This is a genomic window from Bifidobacterium callimiconis, from assembly GCF_003952005.1.
GTDB classification, from domain to species: domain Bacteria; phylum Actinomycetota; class Actinomycetes; order Actinomycetales; family Bifidobacteriaceae; genus Galliscardovia; species Galliscardovia callimiconis.
The window spans coordinates 50,227-73,074 of the sequence record NZ_QXGJ01000004.1 but is presented as its reverse complement, the minus strand read 5'-3'; the positions used below and the strand labels follow the sequence as shown (position 1 = coordinate 73,074).

15 protein-coding genes and 1 pseudogene are annotated in these 22,848 nt (G+C 60.9%); 11 read left to right on the top strand and 5 right to left on the bottom strand.

The genetic code is table 11. The annotated features are described in order from the left end of the window. The first annotated feature begins 66 nt into the window (after positions 1 to 66). The 6 genes and pseudogenes from D2E23_RS04980 (at position 67) to D2E23_RS04955 (ending at position 9,000) form a co-directional block, all read left to right on the top strand. Positions 67 to 1,095, top strand: coding sequence for an acyltransferase family protein (locus tag D2E23_RS04980; protein WP_126029889.1), 1,029 nt, complete (start codon positions 67 to 69; stop codon positions 1,093 to 1,095). A gap of 107 nt (positions 1,096 to 1,202) precedes the next feature. After that, complete coding sequence (locus tag D2E23_RS04975; protein WP_126030013.1) at positions 1,203 to 3,134, top strand: DUF4012 domain-containing protein; 1,932 nt, start codon at positions 1,203 to 1,205, stop codon at positions 3,132 to 3,134. A 102-nt stretch (positions 3,135 to 3,236) separates the two neighbouring features. Then, positions 3,237 to 4,619: a hypothetical protein gene (locus D2E23_RS04970; protein WP_241227229.1), complete on the top strand. Its 1,383-nt coding sequence runs from the start codon at positions 3,237 to 3,239 to the stop codon at positions 4,617 to 4,619. Positions 4,620 to 4,880: 261 nt separating this feature from the next. Continuing rightward, complete coding sequence (locus tag D2E23_RS04965) at positions 4,881 to 5,714, top strand: hypothetical protein (protein WP_126029888.1); 834 nt, start codon at positions 4,881 to 4,883, stop codon at positions 5,712 to 5,714. Between the two features lie 110 nt (positions 5,715 to 5,824). Next, a pseudogene (locus D2E23_RS04960) lies at positions 5,825 to 6,370 on the top strand (arsenate reductase/protein-tyrosine-phosphatase family protein); the annotation flags it as partial. Positions 6,371 to 7,308: 938 nt separating this feature from the next. Next, positions 7,309 to 9,000, top strand: coding sequence for an FIVAR domain-containing protein (locus D2E23_RS04955; protein ID WP_164520687.1), 1,692 nt, complete (start codon positions 7,309 to 7,311; stop codon positions 8,998 to 9,000). A 330-nt stretch (positions 9,001 to 9,330) separates the two neighbouring features. Here D2E23_RS04955 and D2E23_RS04950 read toward each other — a convergent pair whose 3' ends face one another. Continuing rightward, positions 9,331 to 9,930: a tRNA (cytidine(34)-2'-O)-methyltransferase gene (locus D2E23_RS04950; RefSeq protein ID WP_094664371.1), complete on the bottom strand. Its 600-nt coding sequence runs from the start codon at positions 9,928 to 9,930 to the stop codon at positions 9,331 to 9,333. Positions 9,931 to 10,440: 510 nt separating this feature from the next. Between D2E23_RS04950 and D2E23_RS04945 the strand changes: the two genes are divergently transcribed. After that, entirely contained in the window at positions 10,441 to 11,358 is a 918-nt protein-coding gene (locus tag D2E23_RS04945; RefSeq protein ID WP_241227220.1) for an HhH-GPD family protein, read from the top strand. Positions 11,359 to 11,661: 303 nt separating this feature from the next. Beyond that, entirely contained in the window at positions 11,662 to 12,453 is a 792-nt protein-coding gene (locus tag D2E23_RS04940; protein WP_126029885.1) for a hypothetical protein, read from the top strand. Between the two features lie 218 nt (positions 12,454 to 12,671). On the opposite strand, the gene D2E23_RS04935 is transcribed toward D2E23_RS04940, so the two are convergent. Further along, positions 12,672 to 14,297, bottom strand: a complete 1,626-nt coding sequence (locus D2E23_RS04935) for a DNA repair protein RadA (RefSeq protein ID WP_126030011.1) — start codon at positions 14,295 to 14,297, stop codon at positions 12,672 to 12,674. A 169-nt stretch (positions 14,298 to 14,466) separates the two neighbouring features. Here D2E23_RS04935 and D2E23_RS04930 point away from each other — a divergent pair, with 169 nt between their 5' ends. Together D2E23_RS04930 and D2E23_RS04925 are read left to right on the top strand one after the other, a co-directional pair. Then, positions 14,467 to 15,075, top strand: coding sequence for a hypothetical protein (locus D2E23_RS04930; protein WP_126029884.1), 609 nt, complete (start codon positions 14,467 to 14,469; stop codon positions 15,073 to 15,075). Positions 15,076 to 15,215: 140 nt separating this feature from the next. After that, positions 15,216 to 15,305 (top strand): 30S ribosomal protein bS22, encoded by a 90-nt coding sequence (locus tag D2E23_RS04925; RefSeq protein WP_004268639.1) that lies wholly within the window; start codon positions 15,216 to 15,218, stop codon positions 15,303 to 15,305. 162 nt (positions 15,306 to 15,467) lie between these two features. On the opposite strand, the gene rpiA is transcribed toward D2E23_RS04925, so the two are convergent. The 3 genes from rpiA to D2E23_RS04910 all read right to left on the bottom strand — a co-directional run bounded on the left by rpiA (position 15,468) and on the right by D2E23_RS04910 (position 19,002). Beyond that, positions 15,468 to 16,166, bottom strand: a complete 699-nt coding sequence (gene rpiA, locus D2E23_RS04920) for a ribose-5-phosphate isomerase RpiA (protein ID WP_093959767.1) — start codon at positions 16,164 to 16,166, stop codon at positions 15,468 to 15,470. A 214-nt stretch (positions 16,167 to 16,380) separates the two neighbouring features. Further along, positions 16,381 to 17,613 (bottom strand): ribonuclease H family protein, encoded by a 1,233-nt coding sequence (locus tag D2E23_RS04915; RefSeq protein ID WP_126029883.1) that lies wholly within the window; start codon positions 17,611 to 17,613, stop codon positions 16,381 to 16,383. A 288-nt stretch (positions 17,614 to 17,901) separates the two neighbouring features. Beyond that, the gene (locus D2E23_RS04910; protein ID WP_241227219.1) at positions 17,902 to 19,002 is read right to left on the bottom strand and encodes a hypothetical protein; all 1,101 of its coding nucleotides are present in this window, start codon (positions 19,000 to 19,002) and stop codon (positions 17,902 to 17,904) included. Positions 19,003 to 19,836: 834 nt separating this feature from the next. Between D2E23_RS04910 and D2E23_RS04905 the strand changes: the two genes are divergently transcribed. Beyond that, a complete protein-coding gene (locus D2E23_RS04905; RefSeq protein WP_164520685.1) occupies positions 19,837 to 22,593 on the top strand; it encodes a fibronectin type III domain-containing protein in 2,757 nt (918 codons plus the stop codon). Positions 22,594 to 22,848 lie beyond the last annotated feature (255 nt).

Below are 22,848 nucleotides of genomic sequence, written 5' to 3'. Positions count from 1 at the left end.
CGATTCGCGTAAAGACCGGCCGTGCCGGAAGTTCCCGAAGACGTTTTTCCTGAGATGAGGTGATGAATGGGGAAACGCATCGAATACATGGATGCCGCCAAAGGCATTGGCATTCTGGCGGTCGTCATTGCTCATATCGACATTGACCTGTTGCGTGGCAAGAACCTATTCGATATTGCGCTGTACACGTTCCACCTGCCGCTGTTCTTTCTCATATCTGGATACTTCTTCAGTTGCAGGGGGGATTTCAAGTCGTTCGCGCTCAAAAAGAGCCGGGCATACCTGATCCCCTATGCATTTGCCGCAGTAGTGATAACGGTGTTTGAACTGTTCGCGCAATGCGTGATTTCTCACCGATCAATACTTGAAGTGGGATCGTATATGCTTGGTGGATTCCTTGTGCAGCGTCGATTCACCACGCTTTGGTTCCTTGCCGCGTTATTCGTGAGCGAGTTGGTGTTCTGGACGCTGATTCGTCTTCTTGAAGACAACGAAAGACGATTGCTTGCCGTTTGCACCGCACTGGGAACTCTCGGCATTCTCTACAATGAGTTCGTTCGTGTGTTCCTCCCCTGGAACCTTGATGTGGTGCTCGTGATTCTTCTGTATCTTGCGGTTGGATACACTTGTCGGAAGCGTGATGTCATGATCATGCTGATCGGGCACCGTGCACGCAGCTTGATCATGGCCGTCGCTGTCAGTGTGGCCTGTTCCCTGATCAATTACCGGTTGTGCGGTGAGCCCTACGAGATGTTTGCCGGTCAATACGGCATCTTTCCCCTGACGGTCATTGCCGCGTGCTGCGGTTCAGTTGCCGTCATTCTTCTCATGTCATTGGTGCGATGCCGTCCGCTGAACTGGCTGGGAAGAAACACCATGGTGTTTTTCATGTTTCACCAGTCGATCGCGATGCCGATCGCGGTGAAGGCTCTTGCCGTACTGCCGTTCTCGTCCAGTTCGACATTGGTGGGAAGGGCCGTCGCCTTCCTCGTCGTCATATCCATCTGCTGCATGATCCATGCCGTCATCATGATATTGCATTGCGGCGTACTGATCGGAAAGCCGAATGCCCGCACCCTGGGACGCCATCGATAAGTCTCCATTAAGGGGGTATATTTATCGGGGGAAAGATAGTAAGGGGTCATATGTCCAGGAGATCACGTCATTCTGCTCATGGCCGGGTCACTCGATCGGCTCATCGTATGCAGCCGGGCCATGCGAATCATAAGCATAAGGGCGCGCGTACGCTTCATGCAGGAAGAACGATCGGCGTCGTCATCGGCGTGCTGCTGGCTGTCCTGGTCGTGTATGCCGTGATGCTGCTGAATTCCGCTCGGATTTTGAAGACCGAACTCGAACAGGCCGTGCAGGTGGCTACGTCGTCGAATATCACCGCGGATGTTTCCAACGGACAAAACGGCGATCAGTTCTCCAAAATCAAGAACATCGTCCCTGCATTGCAGGAGCATACGGGTGCCGCTCGCAAACAGGCCGATGGCACTGTCTGGCGCATTGCCATGGCATTCCCCTATATCGGTGACGATCTTACGGCCGCTCGTACCGCCACGGATGCATTCGATACGCTTGCGCAACAGGCCCTTCCCGGTCTGATCGAAGCTGCGGAAACCATGCAGCAGTCGGGCCTGTCCAACGGTGACGGCAGTTTCAATGTGAAGTCTCTGGGTGCGGTCTCCTCGAAGATCGGTGGAGCGAATACCGTGCTGCAGCAGCAGGTGACGGCACTGCACCAGACTCCCGAACCGCATATCGGCCAGGTGCGTGATGCGTTGAAAACTGGTACTGGCATTCTCGATTCCCTCGCAGGAACGATCGGATCGTATTCCGATACCGTAACCAGTCTGAATGCCATGTTCGGGCATAGCGGCACTCGACATTACCTCATTCTTTCCCAGACGAACGCGGAAACTCAGTCTGCTGGAGGCGTCGTCGGTTCGGTCGGCACGGTAACGGTTTCCAATGGAAAGGTCACGCTGGGCGACTTCTACTCCGACTCCAAATTCGTCATGACCGAATCGGTCAAATCTACCGACGAAATCAACAAGATGTATGCCATCAGCCGTCTTGGCGTGCCATATGGTGGTGATATCCGACTCGCGTCAGCCACTCCGAACTTTCCCGAAGGTGCCGCATACGCCAAAGAGGTTTGGGCAGGACAATCGTTTGGATCCGACGACATCGATGGGGTTCTGTCCTTCGACACTGCGGCCCTACAGTCGCTTATTGCGGTGACCGGAAACATCACTTTGAGCACGGGACAGACTCTCACAGCCGACAACGCTGCGCAGTATCTGTCGAATCAGGTGTATATCGATATCCCCAGCCCCGAGGCCGAGGATCAGTTCTTTGAGGAGAGCGCGCAACGTATCATCGGCGACGCCCTTTCCGGGATCAATGCCGACAAAGCCATGAAACTGGTCGGCATTCTCCCGAAGATGGCTCAGGAACGTCATCTGTATCTGTGGTCCTTCGACAAGGATGACCAGCCGGCGCTGCGCGCAGCCGGTATGACCGGTGAACTTCGCCAGCAGAAGGCGTCGCCAGTGACTGGCGTATACGTCAACGAAATGGGCTGGACTAAGTCCGACTGGTACGTGCAGCGTGCCGCAACGATCAAACGCATATCCGTCAGTAAGAACGGTGCGGCCAGCTATCATGTGTCGTATTCGATCAGCAACGGTATGACCGAAGATCAGGCGAAGAGCCTGCCCCAATACATTACCGGTACGTTCCCTGTCGACATGATCAACCAGCTCGTCGGTCAGGCTCAGCTTCCCGATGATGAGAAAACGGTGGTCGATGCGGCCATCTCCGGTCTCACCCAGCCCGGTGTCGTGGGACATTCGCTGGCCATTGCGCAGCCGGCCGGCGGCAAGATCTCCAACATCAAACTGGCCAGCGATTCGCCCACGCAGGTCCAGCCCGCCCAGACGGCCTTCGACAAATTTACTTCCAACGGAGTCACCTATTGGGTAAACCTAGCTACGCTGATTTCTCCAGGGTCCAGTGCGACTCTGGAATATGATGTGACTACGGCTGAGGGCTCATCCCCTCTGCAGTTTGACCAGACTCCCACGGCCGGTGTTCCGAAGGTCACCTACGATTACCAACAGTGATCGGGCCGTTCTGCTTAGACGGGCGATGGTCGTGAACCGTTCGCAGCCGTATGCGGATGGGCTCCGCCATGAGCTGTTTTCAATGATGGAGGTGTGATCGTCATGAGCCATGTCGGAATCGTTGCCGGCGACCGTGCCGGTCGGCGGAACGCGATAGCCGATCCCACAGATGTGGTGCTGTATCTGGCATTGCTGTTGCTTCCCGCCGGCGGTACAGTGTTCGGATTCTCCATGATGTACTGGTCCCCGATCTCGCCCATACTGTTCGCCGTGTATGTGTTGCTGAACATCCGTTTGATCCCGAGGGTATTCTTCCGATATACGGCCATTATGGTGTTCCCCGTGGCCCTCGTCGCGTTATCGGTATTCGGATGGCTCTCCGTGGGATTCCACGCCCACACGGCGATCCAGACAATCGTCGCGTTGATGACGGGACTGTCATGTCTGGTCGCTCTGGACATCGCCTTTCGGATCAAACGGCTTGACTGGAACTTTGCGGTTACCGCGATAGTTGTAGCCTACGGTGTGTCGTTCGGCATCGGAGTGCTGGAGTTCTTCGCAGTGCACGGGCATGCCTCGTTCGTCGTTACTTTTGCGGAACGTATATTGGAACGCAACTATGTGCACGTGTCCGGACGTGTGCAGTTCCTATTCGCCGAACCGTCGTATATCGGCATGCATCTTTTCGGCGTGCTCATGCCGTTGTATTGGCTTACCCGGCGTAGGGATCTGCCGATTCTGATACTGATCTACGCTTTCGGTTCCGCCGCTATGGGTGCCGGCGTGCGAATTCTCATTGATACCGTGATTGCGCTGGTGCTGTGGGTTATCGTGATCGTGAACTTCCATAAAGTGCGCAATATCGTGATTGCGGTTATCGGAGTTGTCACTGTCGGTATCGGTGGCGGATTCGTGATGATGCACAATGCTCGTGTCCAGTCGCTGCTCGCCAACGGTCCGGTTGCCGGCGACTTCTCGGCAACGGCACGTATCTTCCGTACCTTGGCCCCGGTTGAAGCGTGGCTCTCCGACCCGTTGCACATGCTATTCGGCTTCGGCATCGGCAACCTCAAGGACGCCATCGCCCGTGGCTACGATGCCGCATGGCGGCAACTCATCGCCATGGGGGGAGTCCCTCAGGACAATGGCGAAATCCGTCTGCTCGGCACTCCGCCAGGAGATCACTACATCTTTACCATGAACGCGTATGTCGATTTCATCACCGAATTCGGCCTGGTCATGTTCATCGCGGCATTGGCGTTGGTTTTTATACATGTCACGCGTAATCATGCATGGAACAAGATGTCCGTCTGCTGGCTGCTGCTGCTTGCCTATCTCTATATTCAGTTTGAGGGTTATGCCTTTTATGCCTTCTGGCTGTTCATCTGGGCTGTGGGCGCAAGCGTCCTGCCAAAGGCCGCCGTCCGTGAGCGGAAAGAGCGGGAAGGATACGATAGGCGTCATGCAGAAGAGGAGCGCGGTTGACGTTATCCGGACGTGAGATCGTGTCCTTACCGTGTTTTGACGCTGACTCTTGGGAAGAATCGTGAAGTTCCGAGGGTGCTCGAGAGCCTATACGTCCCCCGAAGAGTAATGTATCTCTGGGCCGTAATGCCCCCGAACTGTAGCGGGGGTTTGATAAAACGGTTACCGAAATATGTCAGATACAGTGGGACTCTGTGACGGGAACCGCAGGAGTCGCAGGCGGTCGTTGTAAGACGGCGCGAGACTGCAGAGAGGGTTGTCATGGCTGAGGAATACAACTGGCCGATCGACGAATTACGTGCCGGAAATGGGGGAAGCGTATCACGCGGTCCTTCGGTGTTCTCGTTCCCCTCCACCACGTCCACTGGTGATACTCCGTTGCTGGATCCCAGCGCGCTTGCTGCGCGTGCCGGCAATTCCGCATTTGACGATAATCCCGGCAGGAAGGCCACTGTTGTTCTTGCTTCGGTCGCCGTCGTGGTCGCATTGGCCGCAGGTGGTGGATTTGCGTTTCTCCAGCATCGCGATTCGACCCAGTCGGCATTCGACTCCTGCCAGCAGTCGGTGTCCATCTACCAGCAGAATACTGAACGTCTGAAGAAGACCGTGAAGTCCGTGGAGCCTGCCACTCAGGTTGCCGCCGATGCGGTCGCCGATCCCGCAACCCTTGATACTCTGCAGAAGGCCCTTTCCGACACCCAGAACGTGCCGCAGATTACTAATGATTGCAATCCCAGTGCCGCAGCCAGTCAGAACAAGGCCGTCGACGAGAAGATCACCAAGCAGACACGCGATCTGGGAACGAAGAACGAGAACGTTCTTGACGCTAGTGATGCCGTGATGGCATCCAAGTCCGCCAAGGAGGCGGGTGAGGCTCGTCAGGCTCTGAAGGACCAGCTGACGGATGTGCAGACGTTCTTCAGCACTGCCGGAGCCAAGGCCGATCCTTCTGTTCGTGCGCAGCTTTCCGATGCCCTCAATCAGGCCCAGCAGCTGCTGACCACCGATCAGATCATGAGTCCGACCGTATATCAGAACGCATCTTCTGCTTTGCAGGCAGCCGTGGATAAGGTGAACCAGTCCGTACTCGGCTGAAACCGGATCAAAGAGTCTCCCGTCACGCTGACCGGAATTCAGGTTGGTAGATTAATAACGATATAGAGTTGGAAATCTAGGAACATACGAAGAGAAGTAGAGGTCGGGCCATGCACATCATGTTTGTCTGCACGGGCAACGTCTGTCGGTCGCCCATGGGCGAACTGATGATGAAGCGGTATCTCGCCGGCTCGTCGATCACCGTGTCCAGCGCCGGCGTGAAGGGACTCAAGGACCGCCCGATCCACCAGTCCAGCGGCAAGCTCATGACCAGCGTGGGCATCGACTCGAGCGCATTCCGCTCCCGCATGCTCACCGCTGAAATGGCACAGAACGCCGATCTCATCCTCTGCTTCGAAAAGGAACAGCGACGCGACATCGTCTCGCTCGCCCCTATGGCGGTGAACTACACGTTCCTGGTCACCGACTTCGCCAACATGTGTCTCTACTCCGCGCAGCAGAAGCTCGTCAAGGGCCGGACGCTCGAGGAACGGCTGCAGTCCGTGATCAATGCGGCCTCGTTCATCCGTCCGATGATCCCCGCGCCGCGCGACGTGGACGATCCCATGGGCAAGAGCTTTGACGTGTTCTGCCGTGCCGCCGAGCAGACCAACAAGGCGATCTGGATCATCCTCGACAGCATGCGCAAGCATTACACGGATAGCGTGTCCGTTGCGACGGCTTCTGCTCGCGTGGGCGCTTCTACGGGGACGCCTGATCGTTCTGTGTCTGATCGTTCTGTGTCTGACCGTTCTATGTCCGATCGATCTATGTCCGATCGATCAGGCGAGGACACCGTCGTTCTTCCGCCCATAACAGGCGCGTCCACAGGCACAGACAGCTCCGGCAACGTCGTTCAAGTGAACCAGACGGCCGGTGGCAACCGTGGAAAGGCGATCTCGACGAAATGACTGATGAACCGAAGTTCACACTCAATAACGCCGAGAAGACCAGAGCCGTGCCGTCTGCGCAGGACAAGCCCGGGCGTCGGCCGGGGACTAGTTCCGGTGCGGTCGGCGCCGATGTGCCGATGATGGCGGATATCCCCGGCTCATCCGTACGGTCGGGCATGCCCATCATCTCCGATTCGCACTCCGTGTCGGGGCCGGTTCCGATCTCATCATCGAACGCGCCGGCGTCGGTGGCGATCCCATCCGAGATTTCATCCCTGGACGTTCCGTCTGTTCCTTCCGCCGAGGAATCCTCAGCGGAAGCCATGCCGATCGAAGAGCCCGCCGAAGATTCCACAAGACCATTTGCCATGGAATCTATCGAAAAGCCGACCGACTCAAATACGTCTACGTCAGGGATTGTTCAGACGGAACCGAATCCCCATGATCCCGACATTTCCAACAATCCCGACATTACGGAAACCCAAACGATGCCGGTGGTTCCCGCAGTGCTCCCGGAATCGTTGGCGCCGGAAGACGTGGAAGCCGCGTCGGTCGTGTCCGATCCGTCCGAAAAGGCCGCCGATTCGGGAATCCCCATGTTGGATATCTTCTCCGAGCCGGACTCGCCATCCACGAGTTCCGCACAATCAACTTTCAATAACGTAGTATCACCGTCGGTCGTAGCGCCGATCATGGAGGATATGGTGTCTGATCGCCCCGCAAACGAAGCCGCTGACAGTCCGACCACCGCCGACACGGCTGTGCCATCCGCGACGTCCGCGATTCACGAACCCACAGCCGTCAACGCGCCGTCGACCAGCCCGGCGAATAATGCCGTGACCGATGACGCCGTCGCCAACGTGCCCACGGTCGTCGCCGATTCGAATACGTCCGCCGTTGACGTGCCCGCCACCGTCACGGAAGCGCCGACCATGGTGTTTTCACCGTCCGCGCTCGCCGATGCCGCAGCAGAAGCCGCGGCGAAGAACGGTGCAAGGAACGGCGTGACAACCGGGGCCGGAGCCAAGAGCACCGCACCCAAATCGACTTCCGAATGGCTGTATCCGGACGATGCCAAGGCCGCATCCGCGCGTCATGGCGGCGATCTCGTCGACACGTCCTGGGGCATCGAGCCCATTCAGTTCCCCGCATCCGTGACCGGTGCCGATGACACCGACGTTGACGCGACCAAGCCGTTCGGCGATCTGCCGCAGTTCGCAGGACCCGCTTCCGGGCCCGACGACGATCTCGAACATCGGGACAAGCCCGCGCTGGCCGCGCTCGCCGGCACCGGGTTCGCCGACGACATGGTGGACGAGGAGAAGCCCGAGGAGAAGAAGAAGTCGCCGTGGCTCATCGTGGCGATCGTCGTCGCGATTCTCGTGGTGATCGGACTCGTCGTGGGCGTGTTCGTGTACTGGAATTCTCTCAAGAAGGATGGCGCGCACTCCGATGCGATGACCCAGTGCATTGCGGCGAACAATCGCGTCACCATTGCCAATGACAAGCTCAGCAAGGCGTTGAGCTCCACCAAGGATGCTCAGGGCATCGCCGGCGATCAGGTGGCCGACGCCAACACCGTCAGCACCCTCAAGACCGCGGTCGAAGAGGCTGGAAACATGGGGAAGGCCAAGAGCTGCACGTACTTGGCCTCCACTGAGCAGCTGACCGCTGCGGCCAAGGACAACAGCACGCTTGCCAGCAAACTGGAGAAGAGCGTGAAGAGCCTGACCGCCGCCGCCAAGGCCGTGACCGACAGCAAGCAGCAGAAGGAGATCGACACCGCCAAGCAGCAGCTGCAGGATCTGGTCGCCACCGCGCAGCAGACCATGACCGACAGTGAAGGCGAAGTGTCCGACGAATCGACGCGCACCGCACTGCAGTCGGCGATCGACTCGGCGAACGGTGTGCTTGCGAACACGGATGCCACGGTTGACGATCTCAACAAGGCGAAGACCGACCTGCAGAGTGCGGTCGATGCGGTGACCGCGTCCATGGATGAGTATCAGGCGGCGCTCAAGGCGCAGCAGCAGAAGGAATCCAGCTCTGACTCGGATTCCAACGGCTCCAGCAACTCGAACAGCAACAGCGGAACCACCAAGCGGAACAGCGGTTCCACGACTCGTCGAACCACGAGCCCGTCGACCACGCATAGGAACACCACCAGCCCGAGCCCGAGTACGTCGAGCTCGTCGCCCAGTACGACGACTACGACTTCACCTGGTAACAGTGGCACCGAGGGCAGCACGGACAACTCCGGCAGCGGTAATGGTTCCGGTAACGGATCCGGTGGCTCTAGCACCGACGGTGCTACCGGTGGTACGAGCGGCAACGGAACAACTGATAACGGTACGAATTCCAATAATTCAGGAAAGACGACCACTTCAAACTGACGCCGGTCGCTATTGGCACCCTCCCTCAGTCGCGCTTCGCGCGCCAGCTCCCTCCTTTGGAGGGAGCACGAGGATGGGAAGGGAGTTCTCCCTCCGAGGGAGGGAGATGTCACGTCGCATGTCGTGACAGAGGGAGGGCTCGAACTCCTACCAGTCCCCAAACCCGATTCGTGGCTAAACTCAGCTCACTCTTTGATCACGCCATCGAAGAGTGAACCGGAAGACTGACACGGATCGTTGAAATTCCAAGGGTGGTTGTCAAGAAAGTGTGACGGTTCCAGTTCACTCTTTAACCCCGTTGTTGAAGAGTGAACCGGAACCAGGGTTAAATCACTCGCCGCCGGCGAAATTCAGCTGTCGCCAGGCCTCGTAGATGGCGATCGACGCGCAATTCGTCAGGTTCAGACTGCGCAGGCTCGGGCGCATGGGCAGACGTACCTGCTCGGCCACATGCGGCCCCTCCATGATGTCCATCGGATCGGGAATGTTGCCCGGCTCGGGACCGAACAGCAGAATGTCGGTCGGACGATACTCGATGTCCGTGTACAGCTTGGTGGCGTGCGCGGTGAACGCGATGATGCGCGAGTTCGGCATCGACTCCACCAGATTCTCGAAGTTCGGGTGCAGCACCACATGCGCCATGTCGTGGTAGTCCAGGCCGGCGCGGCGCAGCTTGGTGTCGCGCAGATTGAAGCCCAGCGGTTCCACCAGATGCAGGATCGTGCCGGTCACCGCGCACAGGCGGATGGCCGAACCGGTGTTGCCGGGAATACGCGGCGAGTAGTAGCACAGGTGCGGGGTCACGGTCTCCGCCTGAGCGGCCGCGTGCGGCGACAGCATGGCGTCCACCACGCTGATCGGATTGCCGTGGGCGTCGGTCACCAGTTCGTCGGGGCCGTAGTTCGACTTTCGGTAGCCGTACTCAAACATCTTCTCGACCTTGGCTTCCGGGTTTTCGGTAGAATTCTGGGGATTCGCAGGGGTTCCCTGGGCTGCGTTCTCGGGGTTCTGTTCCATATTCACAATCGTCAAGAATAAGAACGGCAAGCGACAGTTGGGGCGGGGGATGTGCGGGTGATGGGTGGGGTGAGTATACGTATCGGGTGGTGAGGTATTGGCGGGTGAATGGCATTGTTTCTGGCGCGCTCCCCTCAGTCCGCGTTCGCGGACAGCTCCCCTCAGGGAGGGGAGCCTAGGTGTGCAAGGGGATGGGAGCCTGATGTTTTTCTCGAACATGCGGTTTCTTGTGCATGAGGATGCGAGTTTTGTGGTTTTCGTATTGAGCACAGGGAGAAAGTCGGTGGAAAATTTGCGGAATCTTGGGGATTTTGGCATGGTTGCTTGATTGAAAGCCACAAAACTCGCGAATTACGGCGAACATGGTCGTGCAAGAGATGCGTATAGGGACTGTTGGAGCGGAAAAGGAAAGATGGTGCAGGGATGACGGATGAGCGACAGAGCGATGAAATGACCCGGCAGCGCAACCGGGTTCGGTTGAAGCTGGCCGCATGGTGGGAGGCGAACGCGCGCGACCTGCCGTGGCGGTTCGGCAGAACGACGCCGTGGGGTGTGCTTGTATCCGAGGTGATGAGTCAACAGACGCAGATGAGCCGCGTGGTGCCGTACTGGACCGCGTGGATGGCGTCATGGCCGGATGCCGCCGCGCTGGCCAAAGCGTCCACGGCCGAGGTAATCACCGCATGGGGACGACTCGGCTATCCGCGCCGCGCGTTGCGGTTGCAGGAATGCGCCCGCGTGGTGGCGGAGCAGTATGGCGATCGGCTTCCCGATGATTATGACCGGTTGCTCGAGCTGCCCGGCGTGGGCGACTACACGGCGAGCGCGGTAAGCAGCTTCGCGTTCGGTCGGCGCGTACCGGTGATCGACACGAATATCCGCCGCGTGTTGTCGCGCGTGTTCCTCGGCGAGGAGTCGCGTGGCGGTGCGGCGAGTCGTGCCGAGCGTGATCTTGCCGCTGATGTGCTGCCGAACGACGTCACCGAATCGGTGACATGGAACCAGTCGGTGATGGAACTCGGCGCGGTGGTGTGCACGGCGAAGAAGCCGTCATGTGAATCGTGTCCGGTGGCGGAGGACTGTGCATTTCTCAAGGCCGGGCTGCAGGGACTGGGGGAGAAGCGGACCAGACCGCGTCAGCGGTTCCAAGGAACGGATCGTCAGGTGCGGGGTATTGTGCTTGGCGCATTGCGCGAGGCGACGGGCGATGGCGTGGTCTCGCGTGAGCGGATCGAGCGGTTGTGGGCAGATCATGTGCAGCTGGATGCGTGCATTGCCTCGCTGGATGAGGACGGGTTGATCGAGATGCTGCCGGGTGGGGCGTTGCGGTTGCCGCGGTGAGGTTACATGGCTGGGAGAAGATGCTTGGACAGTATGGGAACTCTGGCTGGCTGAATGAATGAGAAGCGCCTCCCCTCAGTCCGCGTTCGCGGACAGCTCCCCTCCGGTGGGGAGGGGAGCCGGAGGGGATTGAGCGTATTGCCGAATTGCACGGTATGTGGTCTGGGGAGGGGAGCCGCAAGTTCCGAGTCCTTTGCGGGAATTGTATGCGGGTAGCTGTTGAAGGTGACAAGGAGGGGAGCCGGAGGGGGTTGAGCTTCCTGGAAAAATAGGGTGGAATGGGTCCGATTACACTCGATAGCTATGGCACAGCGGAAGAACACGTCGAACGGATCCTCGCAGAAATTCACCAGAAAACCGGCTCGGAAACCGGTGCGCAAGATCAGCAAGAAACAGCAGCAAATCTACCGTCGCCGTCGTATCGTGGCGGTGATCGTCCTGCTGGCGGTGATCGCGGCGCTGTGCGGGCTGGTGTATGGCGTGGTCCGTGGCGTGCAGGCCGTAAGTGGTGCGTCGGCATCGTCGTCGCAGAGTGCGAGCGCACCGGCTAATACGTCGTCAAACGCATCGGCCAAGGCATCCTCCAAGTCGTCAGGCACGTCGAGCAAATCTGCGTCATCCAAGTCGAGCGCGTCGGCGTCGAAATCCGCCAAGGCGAGCGCCTCCGCCAGTTCGACCAAGTCGAAGAATCCGAGTATTCCCAGCTGTACGGCGTCCGATGTGTCATTGGATCTGACGGCCGACACGACCACGGTGGCGCAGGGCGGCAAGGTCACCTTCAAGGTTGTGATCAAACATGACAGCAAGCGCGACTGTGTGATCGATGGATCGAATGCGTCGCGCATTCTCACGATCACGTCGGGGGATAACACCGTATGGCGTTCGGATTCCTGCCCGGCGGAATCGCGCCAGCTGCTCATGACCGGATCCGACAAGGATTCGCAGACGATCGCGTGGAACACGACCAGCACGGGCAGCGAATGCCAGGCCGAGAGCGCGCGGTCGAAGGTGGACGCCGGCACGTATGTGGCGATGCTGTCGGTGAAGGATCATCCGAAGATCAAGTCCTCGCCGGTGACGATCACGGTGCAGTAAAACGCGCAGGGGGTGCGTGACGGTGGGGTGGAAGGTGCAGGACGTTGGCGGTCGAGCACCTCATCCGTCACGCTGGCGCGTGCCACCTTCCCCTCGAGGGGAAGGATATGCAGAGCCAAACGAATACGTTGCACTAGACCGTCACCTTCCCTTCGAGGAGAAGGAAGGGGATATGGGGATGCTGCCGGGTGCCCCCAAGGGAAGGATTGAGACAAGCGTTATTTGCGTTCGACGCCTAGGGCACGTAGGGCGCGGGGGAGAGAATCGACCTCGATCACGGTGATGCCGGGCACGGAGATTGGCTTGGCGCCGCGGCGACGCTTCGGCACCACCACATGCGTGAATCCGAGTCGTGCCGCCTCACGCAGTCGATACTCCAATCGAGGCACCGGGCGCACCTGACCGGTCAACGAAATCTCGCCGATCGCCGCCCAATCACGCGGAATCGGCGCATGGAACGCGGCGCTCGCCAACGCAGCCGCCACCGCCAGATCGCACGACGGCTCCTTCGCCAGACCGCCGGCGATCGTGGAAATATACAGATCGTTCGTCAGCAGCGGCACCTTGCCATGCCGGTACAGTACGGCCACAAGCATGGCCAGACGGTTGGAATCGATGCCGTTCGTGGCTCGACGCGGCGTCGGCAGCACGGAATTCGTGACCAGCGCCTGCACCTCGATCGGCAGACTGCGGTGCCCGTCCACGGTGAACGTGACGCACGTGCCCTCGGTGCCGCCGGGAGCATCCGAATCACCAGCGTCAGACAGGAACAGCGCGCCCGGATTGGTCACCTCGTCGATGCCTTCGCCGCTCATATCGAAGCAGCCGACCTCGTCGGTCGGGCCGAAACGGTTCTTCACAGCACGCAGCATGCGCAGCGCCGTCTGCGGATCGCCCTCGAACTGGCAGACCACATCCACCAGATGCTCGAGCGTACGCGGACCGGCGATCGAACCGTCCTTGGTCACATGACCCACGAGCAGCACGGGAATGCCGCGGCTTTTCGCCACGTCGATGAGCGCGCTCGCCACCTCGCGCACCTGCGTGGAACCGCCGGCGATGCCGTCGACATCCTGCGAGGTGATGGTCTGCGCCGAATCCACGATGGCGAGCCGCGGATTGACTTGTTCGAGCAGACCGAGCACGGTGGCCAGATCGGTGGTGGACGACAGCAGCAGATTCTCGTTCACCGCGCCGATGCGTCCGGCACGCATGCGCACCTGGGCGGTGGATTCCTCGCCGGAGACGTAGAGGACCTTGCCGGTGAGATCGATGAGATCGGCGGTGCCTGAGTTGTCGGTGTTGCTGGTGTTGCTGGCGCTTCCGCTGGTGGTCCGTTCTGAGTTGTTCCCATTTCCACTCTCGCCGCCGATGCCCGCCGCCACGCGTCCCGCGGTCTCCAGCAGCAGCGTGGACTTGCCGATGCCCGGCTCGCCGGCCACCAGCACCACCGATCCAGGCACAATGCCGCCGCCGAGTACGCGGTCGAACTCTTCGAATCCGGTGCCGATGCGGTCCACGTCGTGATCGTCCACATCGGTGATCGGCGTGATCAGGCTGTCCGGCACGTGCACGGCGGCCGTGCGCGACGTGCGGACCGTACCGATGCCGCCGCCAGTGCCGCCGCTCGGGCCATCGTTCGTCATACTGCCGCGTGCGCCGCCTCTAACGGCCGTGCCGGTTTCCGTCACCGTGATCTTCGCCGCGCGCGTGCGCGAACTCGGTCGTGCCTCGTGGAACTCCTCGACGGTGCCCCACTGACCGCATTCCGGGCATCGGCCGAACCACTTGCCGCCGCTCCAACCGCATTCCGAGCACAGGTACTGAGTTGAGGATTTCGCCATGTCATCCACGCTATTGGCGTTGTCTGACATTACGCATGTCTTTTGGCACGATCACGCTACGGTGTGGCTGCGTCCGCGTGGTTCGTCCGTTTCCCTGGTGTGATCGCACCAAGAAAAACGGGCGGAACCCGCGGCGATGAGCGTCCTAACGCCGTGAGAGAATCGCCGTATGCCTAATCCGAATAACAATTCCACTTCCTCCCGTCGTCGTCTTGTTGTCGTTGTCATTGCGGCGGTGGTCGTGCTGCTGGCGCTGGCCAGCGCCTTCATCTGGCCGGGATGGGCGATGAAGAATCAGGATGGTTCCAATCAGGCCTCGCAGACCCAGTCCGCGGCCGCTACGCCCACGATCAAGGCGAGCGCGCTGCCGACCGACGCCACCGACCTGCTCAAGGCCGCTCCCGACTCCGTGACCAACTACGCCCGCACCGGTGCCGAAGCCGCGCAGGATTGGGCATCCGCCAATCCGGTGGAGGAATACAAGGTCACGTATTCCACCGGTGACACGGCAAAGGATCTGACCGTGCTGGTCGGACAGTGGTCCGACGCGAACGCTGCCAAAACGCAGTACGATGCGGTGGCCGGCGCGCTGACCGGTGACACTCTGGCGCAGGGCAACGTGAAGGTGTCGGGCGCGAACACCGGCACGTACGTGGTGAAGACCGACGCATCGGACAAGAAGCAGGCCGTGGCCGTGTGGCAGAACGATACGGCGGTGTTCCAGGTGACCGGCCCGAAGGACGCGGTGCTGTCGTTCTACCAGCAGTTCCCGCTGTAATGCCGCTTGGAACCGCGGTTTTCCAACGTTTTGCCGTTGTTTTGCGGTGAAGTGTGGGAGTTCCGTGGTGTTCGTCCGAAAGCCGTAGTACTATTGGGCAAGTTGCAATCTTTTCGATACCTATAGAATGGAGGCTTCAGATGGGTTCCGTCATCAAGAAGCGCCGCAAGCGGATGAGCAAGAAGAAGCACCGCAAGCTGCTGCGTAAGACTCGTCACCAGCGCAAGTAGTGTTGCGCTCCGTTGCGAGCAGCTGAACAGCATGGGAAAGCCCCGGACCACCTGGTTGTGGTCTGGGGCTTTCGTGTATGTGATTCGCTGTGATTCGCGGTTCGGCGGTCAGCCGGTCATCGACCGACCGCCGTGTGATCGCTTGATCAGTGGATCACTTGATCACTTGTTACCGTTGGTCATCACGCGCGGGCCGTTCGGATCGCCGACGATCACGGTGTCGACCATGTTGAGGAACAGGCCGTGCTCCACCACGCCCACGGTGTTGATCAGGTCCTCGGCCAGATCCTGCGGGTGGTCGATGCGCTCGAGGTGCAGGTCGACGATGAAGTTGTTCTCATCGGTGCGCACTTCCTTGCCGTCGGCGTCGAGACGCAGCACCGGCTTGTAGCCCTTGGCCTCGAACTTCTTGACCACGTGGCCGGCGCCGAACGGGATCACCTCGACGGGCAGCGGGAACTTGCCGATGGTGTCGACCACCTTGGACTCGTCCACGATCCACACGATCTTGTTCGAGTTGATGGCCACGATCTTCTCCCACAGCAGGGCGGCGCCGCCACCCTTGATGCCGTTGAAGTTCTTGTCCACCTCGTCGGCGCCGTCGATCGTCACGTCGATGTGGTCCACATCGTCCACGTCCACGATCTTGATGCCGTAGCTCTCGGCCTGCTCCTGCGTACGACGGGAGGTGGTCACGCCGGTGAACTTCAGGCCCTCCTCCTGCACGCGGCGGCCGAGCTCGTCAACGAGGAAGCGCACGGTGGAACCGGTGCCCAGACCCGCGATCATGCCATCCTCAACGAGCTTGGCGGCTTCGATGCCCGCCGCCTTCTTCAGTGCGTCCTGCTGTGCCTTGTCCATGTCTTCTCCTTCGCGATATGTGCGTCTGAGCGATCGGTTTTGAACGTTCTATGTGTTCTCTGCCCAGTCTAGGCGGCCGCGTGGAATTTCGGGGGATGACGTGGACGGTATGGGTGGTGCGGACGGACGGTCGCCGACGGTCGGTGGTGGTTGCTGGCGGTGAGTGATGGCGTTGCTGGCGGTTGATAGGGGTGACGGCGGTAGGGATATCGGCTCAGCGGCGAGGCATGATCGTCACATCGCCGTCGAGCTGCATGTAGCCGTCGGCGTCCACGATGCCGGTGAACGTGATCGTGCCGCTGATCGTGATCGTGCCGCCGGAGAACGACGGACTGCTCGACGGTGGCGGCGTGATCCGCACCCGGCCCGACGCGTGCAGTCCGCCGGTTCCGGTCGCGCGGCGCGGCGTCTGATCGGTGGTCGGTGCCGTCTGTCGGGCGGATATCGTGCTCGACGTTGCCGCCTGCTGGGCGGTCGTATTCGACGTGGCGACGGATTGCATCTGTGCCGCGTGGGCATTGCCTTCGTTCCCACTTCCGTCGCTGTCACGCCGATTCGCGCTGGTGGATGCGCCATCGAAACGGTTTGTACCACCGTCCGTGTCACCGATTCGTCCGGTTCGTGGTCCGCTACTCGTATTGGCGTTCGTCGAACCAGCCGACTTTGTGATCGAACCCGGTGCAGATGTCGACGAATCCGACGAAAAATCAGCCAGTTCCGGTACACCCTCCCTGCCAGCGAGACGCTGTGCCAGCGAATCCGCACCGTGCCCGTTTCTGCGATCGTCGGTCATTGCACCGGTTGCACCCCCCTCCGTCACACCGCCGGTATCCTCACCGTGACCGAGATGATATTCCGCCGCCGTGATCTGCCCGTCCATGAGCATCTGCGCGTCGGCCGGCACATCCGTGCCCTTGGAATACTCTGACGCCAGCAGTGACTCCCAACCCTCCTTGGGCAGGTAGCCGTCGCGCGCGCCGGACCGGCAGTCCTCCGCGTACGTGCGCGCCAACTCGTCCACCTTCTCGTTGCCGGCGTTGCCTGCGTGACCCTTCACCCACACGAACTTCACCGAACCAGGACGCTTCGAAATCTCCACGTCGATCGCCTTGATCACGGCCGCGTTCTTCACCGGCTTCTTCTGCGAGTTCCTCCAACCGTTACGCTTCCAACCGTGCACCCACTTGGTGGAGCAGTTGATCGCGTACTGTGAATCCGTTTCGATCACCAGTGGCTCGTCACCGGGATGCGCGCGCAGCACCTCAAGCACCGCACATAGTTCGCCGATCTGATTCGTGCCGTTCGTGGCGCCGCCCGCATCACAGTCGCCGCCATGCTCATGGCCGGGTCGTCCGCCCGCGTGCGCCTCGTGATCAGCCCACGCCCATCCCATCGGTCCGTTCGGATTGCCCAGCGCGCTGCCGTCTGTAGAAACCGTAATCGTCATGCGTTCCACCTTAGCCGACGGTCCTGTGTCATACTTTTTGGCGGGGTTGGTGCGTCTTCGCTGCGGGTTCGTATGGATCGTGCTGCAAACCCGCATCTGGTGAAGCGGTTCACTGCGGGTTTGTCATTTGGTCGTGCCGAACCTGCAGTGAGCGCAAAGCTCCGCTGCGGGTTTGTCGTACAAGCATGACGGACCCGCAGTGAGGAGATACGTTCGCTGCGGGTTTGTATGAGATTTCGGACAGACCCGCAGCAACGACGTTCCGTGCGACTGCGAGATCGCCGCCACTCACCGACGTTTCGGCACGCCCGCCTGCAGCAGTTTGCGCTCCAGCCGTTCCGAATGGGTGAGATCCTCGAACTCGAACCGGACGATCGTGGTCACGCCCTGCGATTTCAGCTGATCCTCGCGCTCGCGTTCGGCGTGCACCTTCGCTTGGATGCTGCTGCGTTTCGTGTCGGTCATCACGTACTTGCCCATGCCGTCGAACTCGGCAACGATGATGATGTCGCCAGGCAGTTCCCATGTGAAATCCGCGCGCAGCGGTGCGTTCGGATTCGCGGGGTTCACGAACGGTCTCTGCAGTCGCGGCACGACGAACCCCAGCTGGATGATCGTCGCGCGGGCGAACGACTCACCGCCGTTCTCGCTCAACGGATCCGCATACGTGCAAAGCGCCGTGACGTTCGCGCTGTCGATGCCAAGCGCGCGGCAGCGATCGGGGAGACCTGTCAGCGACACCCCTTTGCGTGCCGCGGAATCGAACATCGGCAGTGCGCTGGCAAAAGGAAACAGTGTCGCGCAATCGATGAGCGTGCGATGGATATCGGTGACGGGAAGGCCGGCGATTTGTCGGTGGGAGGTATCCTTCATCCGAATGCGACGCAGACGTGGATTCTGGCGGGGCATGTCCGGACTCGTGCTGGCGATGGTGATCGTCATGTCGGCGTGCAGCGAGTGCGAATGGTCAAGACCGTATGCACAGGCTGCCGTCAGTCCGGCGAAAATCCAATGCGGGTAGACGATGGACAGAGCGCGAGCGGTATGAATATGTTGTTGCGGAGGTGTCAATGAGCTCCAGTACTCGGCACGGGCGTAGAGATTACGGTATGGGGAAATCAGTATTCCGGCCTTACGACGACGTAGTAATGCTCGGCGTTGTGCATCAGTGCCGCCGATGGCGCAACGATGGCTGCGTTCGGCTTCGTCAAGGAGACGTTCGGTGGGTATGTGTGTTCTCATACTTGGAACGCTAACGGGGTGGCGGGCGTGTGACAAGGGTTTGGGAGCAATGTGGTCGAATGAGGATTTTCGTTGCAATTGCAACGATCTGTAGAGGTTCTTGGATAAGTGGTTGTGGATTTCGTGCTTTGGATCTAGGACGGGCACGATCGTGATTCCGGATTCGGATACGGTGTGTTTCCGATTATGAGCGGAACGTAATCAAAAGGGGACTTTGAAGTACGTTTCGCTACGTTCCCGGACCAAAACGTACTCCGGAATAGGTGTTTGATTACGATGCGTTGTCGGTCGTAAGCGAAACGTAATCGCGGATCGATCTTGGAGTACGTTTCGCTGTGAGTCCTTGACGAAACGTAATCGGGAAGGAGCATACGAGTACGTTCCGTCATGGAATAGAGACGGAACGTACTTAAGGGGTCCGTTGTGCTCGGCGATCGTGATGGAACGTAATTAACCCCGGAACGGTGGATGGGCACATGGATATCGGGATGGGGATGGCTGGGGATCCTGCAAATGTGAGGCTTATCACAGGTATTGATTTTGGGAATGATTCTTGATATCGCGCGCGCGACTACGGGAACCGGCTGGGGAAATCAAGACTTGAGAATGGGAAATTTCTCGTCGTATCGTGCGGATGTTCTTCACGAACCGAGCCTGTCATACACACGTTGAGCAGTCGAGGCGACGGTCGTGAGACATGCAGTGTTGGAACATCCCGCAGGATCGTCACGATCATCGCGGTCGACCGAGCCGACGGCACCAGCCGACGACTGAACCGACGCTTGGACCAACGGCCGTGCCCCACAATGGTGCACGCCGATGGCCGAAACGAAAAAACACGAAGTCGGTGACGGCCGACGACGGGTCGATGGTTGATGCATGCCGGGATCGTCCTGTCGGAACGCTGGCGCCGATGCCCGCCCGACACGGAACACCCGTTTCCGAAAGCGGGCACTGGGGAATGAGACGAAAGGAACACCAGTGTTCTTCAACAGCAGGAAACGAGCCGCGGCGCTCGCATCCGTGGTCGCAGCGGCCACGATGGGTGCCGGTCTGATCGTACCGGTGGCCTCCGCCGCAGCATCGACCGAAAAGACCGTGGACGACGCCACGTTCGCGTGGGGCCTCAACAAGGAAACCAACTGGCGCGCATACGCGCCGGGCACCTTCAACTTCCTGAGCGCTGGCATCGTCGACAAGACCTCCGCCGAGGATTCTGTAACGGAAGGCGAATGGAAGCAGTCCGACGGTAACGTCACCATCGAAAAGAAGCAGTCCGACGGCACGTACAAAGCCGCCACCTGGGCCGGACTCAAGACCACGCCGGACGGCAAGGACCTGCCCGCCGCCTACTCCGCCACCGGTGAATCCAGCGGCAACCGCGTCAAGCTGAGCCACGGCACCGGTACCATCGACGCCGAGAACGACAACGCCGAAATCTCCTGGACCGGCGCCTTTACCGTCGTCTACTACTCCGGCCTCAACCAGTGGTATGCCAAGGATCTCAAGCTCACCGTGGCCGACGGCAAGGGAACCGTGACCGCCACGCTCGGCGGCTGGGGCACCGACATGAACGACACCAGCAAGTTCTCCGTACTCACCGAACGGCAGAACGTGGAGATCGCCACGCTGTCCAACGTGGATGTGAAGGACGACGGCACGATCGTCACCCCCGACTTCAACGAGATCGACGTTGATGGTCAGGGCACCGTGGCCAAGAGCTGGCCGAAGGCGTTCGTCGACTTCGTGTCGCAGACCGGCTCCGGTGCCTACTGGTATGCGTCCGGCGGTTCGGGGGATGCCCGCAAGACTCCCGCCGAAATCACCGTGGCTTACACCGCCAAAGCGGTCGAACCCGAAGCCACCGCGCCCGCGGCTCCGGCCAAGCCGACCGCGACCGTGGCCGGCACCATGGCCGACCCGTACCAGGTGAAGGTTGAGTGGAAAGCGCCGTCCGACGGCGGTTCCGCGATCACCGGCTACACCGTGACCCTCACCCCGTCCACCGGCGACCCAATTACGCAGGACGTGGCCGCCGACGCCACCTCCGCCATGTTCGGCAAGCTCACCGCGCCGGCCGTGTCGTACACCGCCAGCGTGGTCGCCAAGAACGAGGTCGGCGCGTCCGCCGCGTCCCCGGCCTCCGCCGCCGTGACGCCGAACGCCGACCCGACCTCCACCCCGGCCATCACCGTGACCCCGACCACCCACATCGACCCGTCCAAGGAGACCACGTTCACCGTGAAGGGCACCGGCTTCACCGGCGGCGCCGCGTTCTACGGCGCCTACGTGGTGGTCGCCGACACTGACGTGTGGAACGCCGGACAGAACCCGTCCAGCGCCAAGGACTTCGTCAAGGCCGCCTGGATCAAGGCCGCCGACATCAAGAACGGCGAGTTCACCACCACCGTGACGATTCCCGCCGACACGTTCCAGTACGGCAAGAACTACGTGGTGGGCACCACCGCCGCGCACGGCCTGTCCCTGACCGACCGTCGTCTCGACACCGCCAAGCCCATCGCGCTCAAGGCCCAGGCTCAGGTGCCGGACGCCCCGGCCAAGCCCACCGCCTCCGTGCCGGCCGCAGGTTCCGTGAAGGTGGAGTGGAAGGCGCCGTCCGACGGTGGTTCCGCGATCACCGGCTACACCGTGACCCTCACGCCGTCCACCGGCGCCCCGATCACGCGTGACGTGGCCGCCGACGCCACCTCCGCCACGTTCGACGGTCTGACCGCCAAGGGCGTCTCCTACACGGCGACCGTCGTCGCGAAGAACGAGGCCGGTGCGTCGGCTCCGTCCGCCGCCTCCGCCGCCGTGACCCCCACCGAGGCCACCAAGCCGTCCGCCCCGCGCGCCGTGACCGTGAAGCAGGGTGCCGTCCACGAGCTGCTCGTCAGCTGGGAGAAGCCCGAGGACAACGGCGGTTCCGCGATTACTGGCTACACCGTGACTCTCACCCCGAAGGACGCTTCCGCCGCCAAGGTCAAGGCCGCGGCCCTGACCGCCGACGTGGATGCCAACACGTTCCAGCATGCCTTCGCCAAGCTGGACCCGGCTACCGAATACACCGCGTCCGTGACCGCCAAGAACGCCAAGGGCACCAGCGCCGCCGGACAGTCCGACGCCGCCGTGGCCCCCGCCCCGATCGCGCCGAAGCTGACGTTCGCCGACGCCGACGGCAAGGCCATCACCGAGCTCAAGCTCGACGTGGACGGCAAGGCGACCGTCAACGCCGTGATCGCCGGCGAGAACACCGACGACGTGACCGTCGCATGGGAGTCCTCCGACGCCGCCGTGGTCAAGGTGACCGCCGCCAAGACCGGCGACAAGGCCACCGTGACCGCGCTCAAGTCCGGTGCCGTGACCGTGACCATCAAAGCCACCATCGACGGCGCCGCAGTGTCCGCCTCGATGCCGGTGACTGTGACCGCGCCGGCCACCGACGGTGGCAACGATAGCGACGGCAATGGTTCTGCCGACAACGGCAACGGCTCGACCGGTACCGACAATGGCAACTCCGACTCGAACGGCTCCACGGCTGCCGACAACGGCACGGGCTCGTCCGCTTCGACGAACACCAACGCCGCGAACGGCACTGCTGCCAGCAACACTGCCAAGAAGACCGCCACGCTGAGCAAGACCGGCTCCGCCGTGCTGGGCGTGTTCGGCGCCGCCATCGTGCTGGTCGCCGGCGCGGGCATTGCGCTCGCCGCTCGCCGCCGCATGAGCCGCGACTGACGGCATAGTCCCGTCCCGTGCTCCCTCCGTGGGAGGGAGCCGGCCTCCGTAGGCGGGCTGAGGGAGGGGTGAGGAGCATCGGGGTTCCGGGTGCTGGATCCCTCCCTCTGTCACGGCATGCCGTGACATCTCCCTCCCTGGGAGGGAGAACTCGCAATGAGTCCTTTGGAGGGAGAACGCCTGCACCGTTTTGTTGTGGGAGGGGTCTGGGTTCGGGGAATCCTGGCCCCGTGCTCCCTCCGTGGGAGGGAGCTG

Bases quoted from the DNA above. Each gene is read 5' to 3' on its own strand.
- D2E23_RS04935 (WP_126030011.1), bottom strand. From the start codon at position 14,297: ATGGCGAAATCCTCAACTCAGTACCTGTGCTCGGAATGCGGTTGGAGC.
- D2E23_RS04955 (WP_164520687.1), top strand. From the start codon at position 7,309: ATGGTGTCTGATCGCCCCGCAAACGAAGCCGCTGACAGTCCGACCACC.
- D2E23_RS04930 (WP_126029884.1), top strand. From the start codon at position 14,467: ATGCCTAATCCGAATAACAATTCCACTTCCTCCCGTCGTCGTCTTGTT.
- D2E23_RS04925 (WP_004268639.1), top strand. From the start codon at position 15,216: ATGGGTTCCGTCATCAAGAAGCGCCGCAAGCGGATGAGCAAGAAGAAG.
- D2E23_RS04965 (WP_126029888.1), top strand. From the start codon at position 4,881: ATGGCTGAGGAATACAACTGGCCGATCGACGAATTACGTGCCGGAAAT.
- D2E23_RS04980 (WP_126029889.1), top strand. From the start codon at position 67: ATGGGGAAACGCATCGAATACATGGATGCCGCCAAAGGCATTGGCATT.
- D2E23_RS04915 (WP_126029883.1), bottom strand. From the start codon at position 17,613: ATGACGATTACGGTTTCTACAGACGGCAGCGCGCTGGGCAATCCGAAC.
- D2E23_RS04950 (WP_094664371.1), bottom strand. From the start codon at position 9,930: ATGTTTGAGTACGGCTACCGAAAGTCGAACTACGGCCCCGACGAACTG.
- D2E23_RS04945 (WP_241227220.1), top strand. From the start codon at position 10,441: ATGACGGATGAGCGACAGAGCGATGAAATGACCCGGCAGCGCAACCGG.
- rpiA (WP_093959767.1), bottom strand. From the start codon at position 16,166: ATGGACAAGGCACAGCAGGACGCACTGAAGAAGGCGGCGGGCATCGAA.
- D2E23_RS04975 (WP_126030013.1), top strand. From the start codon at position 1,203: ATGCAGCCGGGCCATGCGAATCATAAGCATAAGGGCGCGCGTACGCTT.
- D2E23_RS04940 (WP_126029885.1), top strand. From the start codon at position 11,662: ATGGCACAGCGGAAGAACACGTCGAACGGATCCTCGCAGAAATTCACC.
- D2E23_RS04970 (WP_241227229.1), top strand. From the start codon at position 3,237: ATGAGCCATGTCGGAATCGTTGCCGGCGACCGTGCCGGTCGGCGGAAC.